This window comes from Desulfohalobium retbaense DSM 5692, assembly GCF_000024325.1.
Taxonomy (GTDB): Bacteria; Desulfobacterota; Desulfovibrionia; order Desulfovibrionales; family Desulfohalobiaceae; genus Desulfohalobium; species Desulfohalobium retbaense.
Genome location: NC_013223.1, coordinates 813,780 through 828,358, shown reverse-complemented (window position 1 = coordinate 828,358; position 14,579 = coordinate 813,780). Strand labels below are relative to the sequence as shown.

Here is a 14,579-nt window from a genome sequence, read left to right as displayed (position 1 = left end):
CTGCGCTGCAAGGATTGCGGCGTTGTCCTCTCCCCTCAGGCCATGCAGGCCCTGATCGACGACTTGTGGGAAGAACGCTTGGCCAATGTCCCTTGTGACCGTTTATGACCCATTCCGCCCCCGACGAGGAGTCCGCTATGCGCCCGAAAACTATTGCCGAAAGCGCCGTGACCATGTGCCATCTCATGCTGCCCCAGGACGCCAACCCGGCCGGTTCCATTCACGGCGGCGTCATCATGAAGCACATCGACACCGCCGGCGGCGTAGCGGCCATCCGCCATGTGCGGGGCAACGCCGTAACCGCTTCCATTGACCGCCTGGATTTCCATATCCCGGCCAAGATTGGCGAATTGCTCATTCTCAAGGCCAGTGTGAACGGGGTCGGACGACGCTCTCTGGAAGTCGGCGTCCGGGTGGAGACTGAAGACCTCTTTACCGGGGATCTGCGCCACTGCGCCTCGGCCTATTTGACCTTCGTGGCGCTGAATCAAGAGGGCCACCCCACCGGGGTGCCCCCGCTCCAGCCAGAGACCCACGACGAGCGGCGCCGGATGCGTGAGGCCAATGAACGCCGCGAAGCACGGCTCGGCGGCAAAAAAGGCTGACCCCCCTTCGCCTCGCGCCGGTCCCGCCTGCAAGAGCGAAGCCTGCTTCGAACTCCTGCGCCACCCCGTTGGTGGATCTGCGTTCGCAGGCGGCCCCGCGGTCCATCCTGCCCGCCTTTATCAAAAGCGAAAATGATCCCCTGCAACGCTGTCTAACCATCCAAACCACCCAAAGGAGGCCCCATGGCCGCAATTGAAGATATTTCCCTCCAGGACGTGACCAAAACGATCCAACACCTCGACGCCTTGTACGCCCAATCCCCACAGAGCTACGAAGACATCCTCCGCGGCATCTCCGAGGAATTCCGCCTGGCCCGGGAATGGATGATGACCATGAGCCGAATGGCTGAGCAGGGGTCGCAGGAGGACCAATTGCGCATGGCCGATATGGGCGTAAAACAATTGCTGGCCTTGTGGGTCCTGTACAAAGACATCAACCTGCCCCAGGTCCACCTCCCTGAGGAAACCCCTTCGGACAGCGAACAGTCCTGAACCAGTCCATGCTCACGCTCAAATGTGCCGCATGCCGGCAAAAACTCTGGAAATACCGAAAATACGGCCAAGGGGAACTTTTGCGCTGCCACAAAGACCGCATTACAAAGGTCTTTTCCTACGAGACCGACGGCGACAAGGTCTGCTGCCGCTGTGGACAGGTTGTAGGTATCGATAAGGGATTGTTCATCAAAATGGTCCACAAGGGGTTCACGGCCAAGGGAACCAAGATCAATACCTGACCAGGGGCATCCCCTGTCCCGGCCAGAACGATTCCCCTTGAACGAATGGGGTCAAGCCTGACGTCACACGCAAAAAGCCCGGAGATTGTTCTCCGGGCTTTTTGCGTTGCTCGAATCGGTACCTGTATTACCAGGTTTTCTTGCGCTGCTCGTCCAGGGCGGCCTCCTGCTCTTCAAAATTGGCGAATCCGGCCTGATGCAGGGCATCGCTGACCGTAGTGTCCCAATCCCAATTGGCATAGATGACCGGCTTGTGGAACGTGCTCCGGAACCGTTCGAGTTCCTGACGGTAAAAACCTTCCTTGCTCTGCCCCAGGGCGGACTGCAACTGCTCGTGCAAGCGGGCGAGTTCGCCCTCGTACCACTCCATCAGATCTTCTGCCGTACTGTTTTTCTTCAGAATATGCCCATAGTGGTGGTCCTGGAGCATTTGCTTGAGCTCATTGAGATGCTGTTTTTTGAGCCAACTGCCGAGATCACGTACCCGGAGTTCCTCCTTCTCAATAGCCGCAATATCGTACTTGGTCTGCGGGTAGGTGTCGGGCACGACTGAAGCGGAGACGATACCGGCGATACACACCAAGCCGCGCAGAATGGTGGAATTGGAGACGCCCTGGCCGCAAAAGCCGACCTTCTTGCCGTATTTCTGCCCGGTGAAGACCGTGACCAGGATAGCCCAGACAACGGCCGGGTCCTCCTCGTCATAGACATTGCGCAGCATGGCGTTGTCCCGGTCCGTGCCCAGGGTCAGCTGCGTCATGTCATTGGATCCGATGGAGAATCCGTCGAATTCCTCGATGAACTGCTTGGCCAGGACCGCATTACTCGGGATCTCGGACATGAGAATGACCTTCAGGTCGTCCTGTCCGGAACGCAGGTTGTGCACGTCGCTCATGTAGCGGCGCATGGACCGGGCCTCTTCCAGGGTCCGCACAAAGGGCAGCATCAGATTCAGATTCCGGCCGCCGAACACGCCGCGGGCCAGCTTGAAGGCCTCCAGTTCCCAATCGTGGAGGTTGCGGGACACACCGCGGTAGCCGATCATGGGGTTGTCCTCATGTCCCTCGAACAGCGTCCCGCCGAGAAGGTTGCGGTATTCGTTGGTCTTATAGTCCGTGGTCCGGTAGATAATCTCCCGGCCGTAAAAGGCCATGGCGAACAGGGCCAGCCCCTGGGACAGGGTCTGGACGTAGAGTTCTTTGCCGGTGCGGTAGCCACGAGAACGCAGGATCTCCCGGATGTTTTCCTGGAGATGCCGCACATCCTCCATCTGTTGCAAAAGGCCAACCTTCTGGGCCATGTCCCTCCGCATATTGCCGATACGCTCCAAGGTCTGCTGGACGTGCGGATTATCCTGGACCCTGCGGACCTGGGATTCGATCCGTTCGTTGATCTCTTCGCGCTTGCGCTTGGTTTCCGGATCATTGCCCGCCAGATGGAGCAGCTGATCCGTATAGCCCATGATCACCGCCACATGCTCTCGCAGATCCGTGGAGGTCTTCAGGGTGTCCATGCGCTGGGTGGCCCATTCCAGGTGCTGATCGAGTTGCTTGTCCAACTCGCGCATCTGCCGGTGCACGGCCAGGACCTCTTCCGTGCCGCGAGCGCCGTCGTTTTCACTGAGGCGGTCCATCTGTTCGGCCAGGCCGGTGATGATCCCCACATAATTGCGCAGCTTGAGCTCGAAACTCAAAACGCCGCTGGCCAATTGGTCCTTGAGGATCTTGGTCAGCTGTCCCTCGAGTTCTTCAAGCCGGGTATCGACGACATTGCCCAGGGTGCCGTTATCGTAGGCTTCCAGGGCCAGAGGGTGGACACCAATATTGCCGAGCATGAATTCGGCCCGCAGCAGGCCGACTTCGAAATCCTTGGATTCACGCAGCCGGGACAGAAAGAGGGCCTGTCCCACATCGGCAAGGATCAGCCCGACCTTGGTCTTGGTCTGCGGCAACTGGCTGACGTCGATTTCGCCGCCAACTTCGATCAGGGGCATCTTGCCGCGGTAGGCTTGTCCGCGGGAGCCGTCGACAGTGACTTCCCGCCCGTCCAGGGCGCGCAGGATCTCCAGACGTTTGATGCCGATCACGGCAGGGATGCCCAGTTCACGGGAAGTGATGGCCGCGTGGCTGGTATCGCCTCCTGCATCGGCCAAAATGGCCGAGGCGATGCGCATTCCCGGCACCATATCCGGATCGGTGCGTTCCGCGGCCAGGATATCGCCGGGCTGGATCTTGTTCAGTTCCAGGGCAGAACGCAGGAAGCGGACCGTGCCCTGTCCGGCGCCGCGGGAAGCCCCATTGCCGGTAATCACGACTTCGGCATTGTTCAGCGCCTGGGGATCGACCTCAAGGCGGCGCATATAGATGGTGTGGGGATGCTTTTCAAATTCTTCGTTCCAGCGTGTCTCAGGTCGGGCCTGGACGAACCACAGCCGGTCCCACTTATCGATACAAAATTCCGTATCCATGATCATGTCGTCGTAGGCTCGGCTGATGGCCCGGACCCCGTGGGCGACCTCCTCGGCCTGGGCCAGGGACAACGACCAGCGGTAGACCTCGTCCTCGGCGACCTCAACGAGTTTGGTGCCGCCCTTGTCTTCATCATAGATAATCTTTTTGTCCTTACAGCCCATATAGCGGACCACGACTTCCGAGGCGCCGTCGCGCTGAAAGACATAGAATTTATCCGGGGTGACCATCCCCCCGACCACGGCCTCGCCAAGGCCATAACTGGCATCCATGGAAACGAGATCGTTGCGGTCGGTCCCCCGGCATCCCGTGGCGGTGTCTGCGCTGAAGGCGGTCCCGGAGATGACCGGGTTGATCATGCGCATGATGCACACGGACAAGGAGGTGTTTTCAATGGCCCACTCCTCCTTGGCCTGGGTAGCGATGGAGTCGTCTCCGGTGCGCTCCGCCTGGTTCACGGCGTCGAGGATGGCCTCACGGCGGTAGGTCATGCTGCGCAGGTTATAGGCTGAAGCGCAGTCCCAATGGTAGGCTTCGACACAATGCTCGGCGTCGACAATATTCAGATAGGTGTCCTGGAGTCCGGCAAAGGCTTTTTTCCGGCTGTCCTCTCCGGCCGCAGAGGAACGCACTGCCACAGGCACGTTTTCCAATCCGGCTTCCTTGCAGATGTCCCGGTAAGCCTGGGCCACGGCCGCGTGCACCTCGTCGGGCAGTTTCACGGACAAAATGGCGACCTGGACCAGGATGGAACGTTTACGGAGTTGGTCGATACCTTCCGGGGAGGTCGCGAACCCTTCAACGACATTATTGATGAACTTGCGCAACTGGATCAGGCTGCTGCCCGCGGGCTTCGATTGGGCCTCCCGGACCTTCTCGGCAACGTTGCGAACGAATTTCTTCAAAAAATCAGGATCTTTATTGATTTCATGGTCGCTCCAATCGGTCTGATCGTATTCCTGATTGACGATGGAGCGCACGAGCGTGGCGTTGACTTTGCTTTCGTCTAGATGCTTGTGGAATGCTTTGGCTGAAATGGCCCGAAATTGCGGGGCCCGGACATCTTCCAGCTCACTGATAATCGCAGTGTTATAATTCTTGCCTCCAACGAGGAGTTCGGCCTCTTCACCGATATGCACGATATCGGCTCCGGTCAGGATGAGCTTTTCCTTCACAGGATCCTTCCCGCTCCCGCCCTGTTTTTTCTTCGGTTGTGCTTGCTTCTCGTCTTTTTCGGCCATGCTCGTCTCCTTCCTCGAGTCCTGCTGCAGCCTGGCTGCCGTGCTGTGTCTTGGGTTAGCTGGCGCACCGCGTTCCGCACGAAGGGCAGAAGGTGCAGTTTTCTTTGGGGAAAGGCTCGCCGCATTCCAGGCAGGTCCGCTTAGGCGGAGCCAGAACCACCAGGAGTTCCCCTTCCTTGACCGGTACCATCTTTTTGTCGTCCATGTAGTCCGCTGTCTTGACCACCCGCTCCACGATACCGTCAATGGGTGCCACAACAGCCTTTTCCTGCTTCATAATCGAGATGTTGAAGAGCTCTTCACCCTTGCGCACCTGTTCGCCAGGTTGGACGTGCATGACCCAAAGATCGCCGTTGCTCGGGGCAGCGACCTGATAGGGGTCGTTGGGATCAGCCCGCTCCACATCAGTGTTGCTTTTGCCGGAGGGTTCAGCAACCTGCACCGGAAGGGTGAAGGATTCTGAATCCAGGGCATAGCGGACAACACTCACGCCGCTTTCATCGGGGTCGGTAACGTCCCGGACAAGCAGATGGTGGGGTTTGCCGTGGCGGTCGTTGAAATAGATCTCCTCACCGTCCTGGAGCCCTTCAAACCAGGCATGCAGGGGCAATTGATTCGGGTCGCCGTATTGGTGACGGAAATCAATGGTTTTCAAGGCATCGCCCGGGTGATTGCAATACATGACCACCTCTTCCTGGCTTGGCTCGCGGCCGATGGCCTTGTGCAGGGCCTCGCGCTCCTTGTCGAGGTCCATGTCCTGCAAATAGGTCAAGGGCGACTCCTCGGTGCGCTTCTCCAGGGCTGTGGTGTATTCCTTGCCAAAGGCGGATTCGTAGACCCAGTCGGGGGGAAACCCCAGTGGCAATTTGCCGTAACGGCCCAGCAACAATTGCCGAAAGGCGTCGTTGCTGTCCTGATAGAGTTCGAGGCGCGCTTTGCGCAGGGCTTCAGACAAGGAATCCTCAGGGGTGGTCACCACCGATTCCAGGATGCGCAGCAGCCGCTGCACCCCCTTTTCCCCGTCGCGCTTAAAGGCCCCGGTCACGGCCAGAAACGCCGTGTTCCAGGTAATCTGGGAGCCGGGGGTCACATCGTGGTAACGCACAATCTTCCGGGTCCCGGCCAAAAAGCGGAGCATATAGGGCAAAAGATGGATATACCCCTGCTTCATGGCCCCTTCCTGGGAAGAGGAGGTCGCGCCCCCGGGCATACCGTGCTCCACGACATCGTAGTCGATCCCCTGGAAGTAGGGGGCGGTATACCGGTCGTAATAGGGCATGATCTGCTTGGCGACGAAATTGCAATCGCGGATCATGTCCTTGTTCAGATTGGTCGCACGACCGATCTCGTCCTCAATATAAGCCGCCGTGGAAAGCACCTCGCCCTGGCCGTACCAGCGCACGGTGGCGCCAATGGCCGTATCCACGATATGGGCTCCGGCTTCGGCAGCAGCGCCGACTGCCGGCACAAACAATCCATCGGTGTAGTGCCGGTGGTAGTGGACCACGAGTTCGGGATAGGTGCTTCGGATGCGCCGCACCAGTTCGCGGATAAAGCGCGGCGGGCAGACCCCGGCCATATCCTTGAGTCCGAGGGAGAAGACCCGCGTGGCCTGCCTGGGATCCTTGCCAGTCACATCGGCCATGAGCCGGACCACGGCCTCGGTGGCCTGCATGTAATGGTCGACATCAAACCCCTTGGTCCAGGACAACGACAAGGCTGGTTCAAAAACATTGCCCCGGGTATTGGCCGCCACTTCGGCAAAGGGCCGCATATTCTCGATATGGTTCAGAAAATCAAAACAGCGGATGATATCGTAATGCTCGCAGATCATCTCCCCGGTGCGCTGCATCAGATTTTTGGGCTGGGGCTTGTAGCCCAGAACGTTGGTCGACCGGATCAGGATCTGCTTCGGGGTCTTGGGAGCGAACTCGTTCCATTCCCTGGCTTCGGTGAAGGGATAGGTCATGTTCGCCAGCATGGCCACGTGGAAGTGGGCCCCGCCACCGTTTTCCAAGGAGAAGAATCCGCAATTGTCCAGATAGGGGCCGATGAGCCGGTCCTCGGCCAGGCGGAACCGGTTGCCACTGTTGGACTGGGTGATGTCCCTGGTCGTGGTGTCCGTGAAATGGACATGCTCAGTATCCCGGACATAATCGAGCAAGGCCTGACGGTCTCCCCGGGGATACGGCGATTCGATGGCGTCGAAATCGACCTCCGGCTGGACCACGTCAAGGGCACCGAGGCGCTTGTCCGAACGGCCCCGGTATTCCCCGAGTTGGACAAAGGGATTGTGGCCGTAGGCCGAAATTTCGCAAACCAGTCGGCCCAGACGCTGCGCTTCCGCCTCCTTGCTGACGTATTCGAGCAATTGCGGCGTCTTGCCCACAAAGGTCGTATCGTAATCGCCGGACCGGAATTGCGGATTGGCAATAATCCGCTGGTGAAAGGAAATGGTCGTTTTGACCCCGGAAATAACATATTCGCTCAGAGCCCGCTCCATGACCCCGAGGACCTTGCTCCAGTCCCGGCCGTAGGCGATGAGCAGGGAGGCTGCCGAATCGTACTGGGAAGGGAATTCATACCCGGCGGCAAGACAGGAATCCACACGGACCCCCTGTCCGCCTGGAGAGAGGTAGCGGGTGATGCGCCCGGCATTGGGCGCGAAACCGTCCTGCGGGTCTTCGCAGTTGATGCGCACCTGCAAGGCGTGGTTCCCGGGACAAGGCTTGGCATCGTCCAGACGGAGTTTGGCGCCAAAAGCCACCGCTATCTGTTCCTCGACCAAGTCGATGCCATAGCGGCACTCGGTGATGCCGTGCTCCACCTGAAGCCGGGTATTGACCTCGATCAGGTAGGGATTGCCCTCCATGTCCACCAGGAATTCGACGGTGGCCAGGGAATGGTAGCCCACAGCGCTGACCAGGCGACGGGAGTACTCCTTGAGCCGTTCGCGCAACTCCTCAGTCATCACCGGCCAGGGCGAGGGCGTGATCTCGACGAGCTTCTGGTGATTGCGCTGAACGGTGCAGTCGCGTTCGTCAAAGGCGAAGACATTCCCGTGCTGGTCGGCGATGACCTGGATTTCGATGTGCCGGATCGAGGTCAGGAGCTTTTCGACATACAGGCGGGGGTTGCCAAAGGAGGCTTGGGCCAGGGAGGAGGCTTTGGCAAAGGCGCGTTCGAGTTCGCTTTGCTGGTAGACTTCGTAAATGCCGCGCCCTCCGCCGCCCCCTTCAGCCTTGAGCATGATCGGAAAATCGATGTCCTCGGCAATCCGGCGGGCCTCGTCAATGCTCACCGCACCGTCAGACCCCGGAACGACAGGGACCCCGTGCTCTTTGGCCAGATTGCGGACCTGGACCTTGTTGCCCAGGATATGCATCGGTCTGGAAGGCGGACCGATAAACACCAGGCCAGCGGCTCGGCATTTTTCCGGGAAGGCCTCATCTTCAGAGGCGAACCCCCAGCCGGGGTGGATCGCTTTGACCCCGCGCGCCTTGGCCCGGCGGATAATCAAATCCACATCCAGATAGGCCTGCGGGCTTGACCCCAGCAAGAGCAATTCCTGGGCGCCGGTGGTAAATGGGGCGGTTTTGTCGACCTCTGTGGCCGTCATGATCGGAACGCCCTTGAAGACTTCCCGGATCGAGCGGGCGATCCGGCGTGCCGGAATGCCGCGGTTGGCCACCAGAATCGGCTGGCCGCGCAATTCTTCTAATACCTGCTCAAAAGATTTTTCCTGCATTCATACCTCGTTTGCGCTCCGAACGTGACGGTTCGCCTGATGGACCGCAATCTCTCGGGCCACGCTCGTCAATCAGTGGTGGGAAACAATGTATAGCTCCCGCTGGAGAGGGTCGCTACACCTGAGGCGGTGGTGATGCGCAGCGCACCGTCGGGAGCGATACCGCTCAGTACGCCGGTAAACGGAGATTGACCTGTGGGAAGAACGCGCACCTGCTCACGCCACCCGGCCAAAAAGGTGTGCAGCAGCGCCACCAGATCCGAAGACGTCTGCTCGCATAAATCCTTCATGTACCAATTCTGTGCCCGATTCACAAGGTCCTGCCAGAGCGTCAGCGGCCTGAAATACCGGCCGAGAGCCGCCAGACTCGTCGCTGGATACGCCCACGGATCGCGCAGCATGGAAGCATCAGGGGCCTGGACCAGATTGATCCCGATACCCGCTGCAAGGCAGTCCGAGCGCTCCTCGACAAGCACCCCCCCCACCTTGCGACCTTGCCAGACCAGATCATTGGGCCATTTGATTGCAAGCGCGACACCGAGTTCTCGAAAGGCGCCCGCCAGACTCAGGCCGATCATCAAAGGCAGAAGCGGTTCTACAGCAGCAGGCGGCTGCGGCCAGCGCACAGCGGCCAGGATATTGCCGGCCTGGGACCACCATCGCCGCCGGAGTTGGCCGCGACCGGCTGACTGGTGCACAGCCAGGACACTTCCCCAGGGGGGCAACACGGCAGTTGCACGGGAGAGAAGATCGAGACTTGAAGCACACCGCGGCACCACGACCACCGGGCTGGCAACCGGCTTGGCCGCGGCAAAACACAGGCCGGGAATACCGGAGATCGGGTCTGCTTCCTGCCACGGTCCCCAATGCGTGAGGTCCTCCCGCCACTGTGGACCCACCTCGCGCAGAACATCCTCAATGCGCTGATGCGCATCAACACCGGCCAGAAAAACCCGTGGGGGAAGAAGATCTTGGGGCATACGCTTCATGCAAACAGGATGTCACTTGTCACGATAAGTTGGCCGCAGAGTGCGTTCCGGGATGGGCGAACTGACTGTTGAAACATTCCGTACACCGCAGGTCGTTCAAAAAACCCCAAGGGACGGCGCAACAAGTTCACGGTCGCAACGCATGTATTCCTGCGTCCGAGTTTGAACGTATTGCAGCTGTCTGCTCATTGGGGGATTGGCAACCTCCAGCTGAGGAAACGGTCTCCACGCAAGCCGGCTGGACCCTGGCCAAGGTAATCTAGCCTCCCCCGACGTCCACGGACGCGGGTGCGGCAGGACCGAGCAGCTGCCGAACGCTACTCGTCATCGCAGGCGTAAATTTCCCGCAGAATCTCAGCTCCGCCGGAGGCCAGGATGTCGTCCGCCAATCGCTGCCCCAAGGCTACGCCGTCTTTGGGTTTGGCCTCGCCCTCCCGGCGCAGGCATTGCTGACCGTGCAGGTCGGCCACAAAACAATCGAGGTGGAGCTTGTTCGATTCACTCATGACGGCGTGCCCCCCGATGGGTACCTGGCAACCGCCTTCAAGGCGGTGGAGAAAGGCGCGTTCGGTCAAGACGCAAAAACGGGTCGGGGGGTGGTCCAGAAACCCGAGCATTTCCTCGAGATCCTTGCGGTCTTCAGGATATTCGATGCCCAGCGCCCCCTGTCCCACGGCGGGAAGGAATTGCGGCGGCGCCAGTTCGGTCATGTACCTGGCCCCTGTCTGCAACCGGCGCAAACCGGCCGAGGCCACGACAATGGCGTCAAACATCCCCTCTTCCAGCTTACGGATGCGGGTATCGAGATTGCCACGCAGGTCCTGGATCACCAGGTCCGGACGCAGACGCAGCAATTGGGTCTTGCGGCGTAGACTGCTGGTCCCGATGGTCGCGCCCTCAGGTATCTCTTCCAGAGTCGTGTAGTGCTGGCTCAAAAGGCAGTCGGTGTAGTCCTCGCGTTGGGGAATGACTCCCAGGGTCAATCCCTCGGGCAATTCAGCTGGGACATCCTTCATGGAATGCACGGCAAGATCAGCCCGCCCATCGAGCATGGCCTCTTCAATCTCTTTGACGAACAAGGCCTTGCCGCCGATTTTGGCCAACGGCACGTCCAGGATCTTGTCGCCCTGGGTCTTGATAACCTCGAGGTGAACTTCAATACCGGGGTATCTTTCTTCCAGGCGGCCCTTGATGTGATTGGCTTGCCAGAGCGCCAATTTACTGCCCCGTGTGGCGATTGTCAGGCTTCGCACTCTCCCTCCTTTGCAAATCGATTCGCGTCTGCCGCACTGCGGACAAAAACGCTGGGTACGAGTCGTTGCGGGGCTGCCCCCCTTTCCAGACTCCAAAGCGCCTCAAATCAAGAGGCCCAGTGTCACCCAAACGTGGTGACCAAATTAGCCGCACGTCGAGCAGCTGCCGCCGGAACACCCGGCACAGCCGCCGCCAGAGGATGGGAGCGAGGCCTGCCCCGGACCGTCATCACTCCCACCGCCTCCGAACTTGGCCCGGCAACTGGACATCAGTTTTTCGGTCTGGTCGGTGCCGCATTGCGGGCAGTTGATCACCGCATTGGCCCCGAAAACCAGTTCTTCAAATTGCGCTCCGCATTTGCGACAACAATATTCATAAATAGGCATACATATTCTCCTTTCTGGCTCCCGCACTTGGCAGGAAAAACCGGGACCGGTCTTTCCCGGTCGCGGCTGAGTGCTGTGAAACGTCCTGGCTCACAGTTTTCGCTCAATCCCGGGCAGCGACGGCAAAAAATCAAACGCCGCTGCCGCCTTGGTCGCGGGCAACGGCTTGCCGCCTTGCTCGCACCTGAGGAGTGTCTGCGACCCTCCCCATGCGAAACAAATTATTCGAGATACGGCTGCAATTCCACCACGGCCTCAAACAGGTAGTAGTCCACCAGTCGGCAGACCATATGGCCCACGGCGATCTGGACTTCTTGAATCAGCGGCGTGCTGTCGTGATCCACGACCAACAAGGTGTCGCAGAGATCGGCCATCGCCCCGCCGTCCTTGCCCGCTAAGCCCACCGTGCCCAATTGGCCTTCCCGGGCCGCGGCCAATGCCGCATTGACATTGGCACTCTTGCCCGACGTGGAAATCCCGAGCAGGACATCTCCAGGACGACCCAGGGCCTTGACTTGCTTAACAAAGACCTCGTCAAAACTGCTGTCGTTCCCGATGGCCGTGAGAATGGAACTGTCCGTGGTCAAAGCAATAGCGGGCAGCGGCGGTCGCTCGATCTGGAACCGGTTGACGAATTCTGCTGCCAGATGCTGCGCGTCCGCCGCACTTCCGCCATTGCCGCACAACAAAATTTTGCCGCCTTTGGCCAGACAAACGGCTATATTCAATCCAAGCGCTGCGATCGCTTCCGCGTTGCTGGTAAAAAAACGCTCCCTGAGCGCCAGCCCCTCGCGGGCGTAATCAGCTACTATGTCATGGGCGCTTTGGGTCATGCGCTCTCCTCGAGGTTAGCGTCTGCTCAAACAAAAAATATAGCTGTTGCTTTGCCTGCTGGCAAGGCATACCCCGGGGGCTCGAACTGAAAGGCCCAGACGGTCGAATTCGTAAACGGCGCAGCGTCCCTCTGCTCTATCGGCACCCCCATTCGCGGCAGGCAGGAGCCTTACGATGCCTTCAAGCGAGTTTTTGCAGGCAGAGGACACAATCTCAGAACCCGGTAAATAACAGCCCACCTCCCGTCGCAGACCAACTCGACACGCCATCCACAAAAAGCCGCCCTGGCGTTGCAAGCAACGCCAGGGCGGCTGGGACCATCGTCTCGGGCAATCGCCCTTTATAAGGCGGTGCGCTTATTTATTGTTGGCAAAATACTGCTGACACAATTTGAAGATGACCGGACTGAGGACCAACAAGGCGATCAGGTTGGGCACAATCATAAGCCCGTTCATCACATCGGAGAAGGTCCAGACCAGATCCAGATTGGCCACGGCCCCGATAAACACCAGCAGGACATACAAATAACGGTAGGGCTGGACCCCTTTGAGGCCAAAAATGTACTCGACACAGACCTCGCCATAATAACACCAGGACAATATTGTGGAAAACGCGAAAAAGATCAGACCAAAGGTGACCACAAAGTCGCCCGGCCCCGGCAGACCACGGTTGAAGGCCAGCGCCGAAAGCTCGGCTCCGGTCTCGCCGCTTTGCCAAGCCCCGGTCATGATAATCACCAGAGCTGTCAGCGTACACACAACGATGGTGTCGATAAACGGACTGAGCATGGCCACAATGCCCTGGCGCACAGGATCTGTGGTCCTGGCGGCGGCGTGGGCCATGGGCGCGCTCCCGAGGCCTGCTTCATTGGAAAACACCCCGCGGGCGACACCAAAGCGCATGGCCTGGGCCACTGCGGCGCCGGCAAAGCCACCGGCCGCGGCAGTACCGGAAAAGGCATCCGAAAAGATCATGCCCAGGGCCGACGGCAACTCGGTAAAATTGGCAAAGACCACACCCAGGGCACCGAGAACATAAATAATGCCCATCAACGGCACGATCCGCTCAGCCACATTCGCGATCCGTTTAATCCCGCCGATAACCACCGCAAAGGTAAGACCGGCCAGAACCACACCTGTCAGCCAGGTCGGGATGGACAAAGACTGGTTCACGGCCAGGGCCACAGAGTTGGACTGGACCGTATTGCCGATGCCGAAAGCGGCGATGCCGGCAAACAGGGCGAACAAAAAGCCTAACCATTGCCACTTGGGCCCCATGCCATTTTTGATGTAATACATGGGACCACCGACGTAGGATCCGTTAGGCATGGTTTCGCGGTATTTGACCGCCAAAACAGCCTCTCCGAATTTGGTGGCGGTGCCGAAAATGGCCGTAATCCACATCCAGAAAACAGCGCCGGGCCCCCCAAGAAAAATCGCCGTGGCCACACCGGCAATATTTCCGGTTCCGATCGTAGCCGACAGCGAAGTCATCAAGGCCTGAAACGGCGTGATCTCCCCTTCCCCACGCTGCTTGGCCTTGTCTTTCCCCTGCATCAGCAGTTTAAAACCGTATCCGACCTTTCGAATGGTCTGTAACCGGGATCCAAAGGTGAGATAAATCCCAGTCCCGACCAAAAGAATAAGCATGTACGGCCCCCAGACAAAACCGCTGATGGCCCCGAGAAACGACTGAATAGCCTCCATAAACCCCTCCTCTGAATATATAAGGAATAAAACACAGGGCGCATAAAGCGCCTGCCACAACCCCAAAAGCGTCGCGTTCCCCGGCTCGTGCGACGAATCGCACACCAACGCCCCGCACATGCATCGCAGACCGAAGAGCCGTCCCGGCTTGTATCAAACTGGGCCAGCACAAACAGTCTTTGCCGTTGGTGTATACAAAAATACACCTGTCATGCAAGCCACTTTCGCTTTCAGGGAGTTCCCTTGCTCAGCAAAGCTGTCTGAGCTACATACCAAGCGATCCGGGATGAGGGATCGATTGGCGTCCTTCGTGGCCGCTGAAGCACGGGACGTCGCCAGACAAAGCAAGGGAGATGCCAACCAGTATCCTTTGGAGGCGAAACCGCTCATCTCCGCCACAGACGGTGATCCAAACCGCATCGACACCATACCGGCCGCGCGAGTCTTTTGTACAGATATTCCTTTTTTGTCAAAAAGAAACGACGCCTTCCTCAAATTTGTCGATGCGTTTTGCAAAACAGGACAAAACAGCCCTCTCTCCATTTTTCAATGGCGAGCGACACCGTACCCAGCAGCCCGTTCAAAAATCTCAAGGGCAAGGCGACACAACGTTC

General features: G+C 58.9%; 11 protein-coding genes. 4 read left to right on the top strand and 7 right to left on the bottom strand.

The features are described 5' to 3' along the window. The 4 genes from DRET_RS14005 (at nucleotide 1) to DRET_RS03460 (ending at nucleotide 1,339) form a co-directional block, all read left to right on the top strand. A complete protein-coding gene (locus DRET_RS14005) occupies nucleotides 1-108 on the top strand; it encodes a hypothetical protein (RefSeq protein ID WP_279614525.1) in 108 nt (35 codons plus the stop codon). 29 nt (nucleotides 109-137) lie between these two features. Further along, the gene (locus DRET_RS03470; protein ID WP_015751144.1) at nucleotides 138-605 is read left to right on the top strand and encodes an acyl-CoA thioesterase; all 468 of its coding nucleotides are present in this window, start codon (nucleotides 138-140) and stop codon (nucleotides 603-605) included. Nucleotides 606-788: 183 nt separating this feature from the next. Further along, the gene (locus tag DRET_RS03465; protein WP_015751143.1) at nucleotides 789-1,097 is read left to right on the top strand and encodes a hypothetical protein; all 309 of its coding nucleotides are present in this window, start codon (nucleotides 789-791) and stop codon (nucleotides 1,095-1,097) included. 80 nt (nucleotides 1,098-1,177) lie between these two features. Continuing rightward, entirely contained in the window at nucleotides 1,178-1,339 is a 162-nt protein-coding gene (locus DRET_RS03460; protein WP_341830648.1) for a hypothetical protein, read from the top strand. A gap of 127 nt (nucleotides 1,340-1,466) precedes the next feature. On the opposite strand, the gene DRET_RS03455 is transcribed toward DRET_RS03460, so the two are convergent. The 7 genes from DRET_RS03455 to DRET_RS03425 all read right to left on the bottom strand — a co-directional run bounded on the left by DRET_RS03455 (nucleotide 1,467) and on the right by DRET_RS03425 (nucleotide 13,965). Next, nucleotides 1,467-5,048 (bottom strand): PEP/pyruvate-binding domain-containing protein, encoded by a 3,582-nt coding sequence (locus DRET_RS03455; protein WP_015751141.1) that lies wholly within the window; start codon nucleotides 5,046-5,048, stop codon nucleotides 1,467-1,469. A gap of 55 nt (nucleotides 5,049-5,103) precedes the next feature. Beyond that, nucleotides 5,104-8,796: a pyruvate carboxylase gene (locus DRET_RS03450; protein WP_015751140.1), complete on the bottom strand. Its 3,693-nt coding sequence runs from the start codon at nucleotides 8,794-8,796 to the stop codon at nucleotides 5,104-5,106. 68 nt (nucleotides 8,797-8,864) lie between these two features. Then, nucleotides 8,865-9,776: a biotin--[acetyl-CoA-carboxylase] ligase gene (locus DRET_RS03445; protein ID WP_052293266.1), complete on the bottom strand. Its 912-nt coding sequence runs from the start codon at nucleotides 9,774-9,776 to the stop codon at nucleotides 8,865-8,867. Between the two features lie 326 nt (nucleotides 9,777-10,102). Next, nucleotides 10,103-11,038, bottom strand: a complete 936-nt coding sequence (hemC, locus tag DRET_RS03440) for a hydroxymethylbilane synthase (protein WP_015751138.1) — start codon at nucleotides 11,036-11,038, stop codon at nucleotides 10,103-10,105. A 144-nt stretch (nucleotides 11,039-11,182) separates the two neighbouring features. Further along, entirely contained in the window at nucleotides 11,183-11,425 is a 243-nt protein-coding gene (locus tag DRET_RS03435; protein WP_015751137.1) for an FmdB family zinc ribbon protein, read from the bottom strand. A 221-nt stretch (nucleotides 11,426-11,646) separates the two neighbouring features. Then, a complete protein-coding gene (locus DRET_RS03430; protein ID WP_015751136.1) occupies nucleotides 11,647-12,258 on the bottom strand; it encodes a D-sedoheptulose 7-phosphate isomerase in 612 nt (203 codons plus the stop codon). A 357-nt stretch (nucleotides 12,259-12,615) separates the two neighbouring features. Continuing rightward, nucleotides 12,616-13,965 carry an alanine/glycine:cation symporter family protein gene (locus tag DRET_RS03425; protein WP_015751135.1) on the bottom strand — a complete coding sequence of 450 codons (1,350 nt, stop codon included), beginning with the start codon at nucleotides 13,963-13,965 and terminating at the stop codon, nucleotides 12,616-12,618. Between the last annotated feature and the right edge of the window lie 614 nt (nucleotides 13,966-14,579).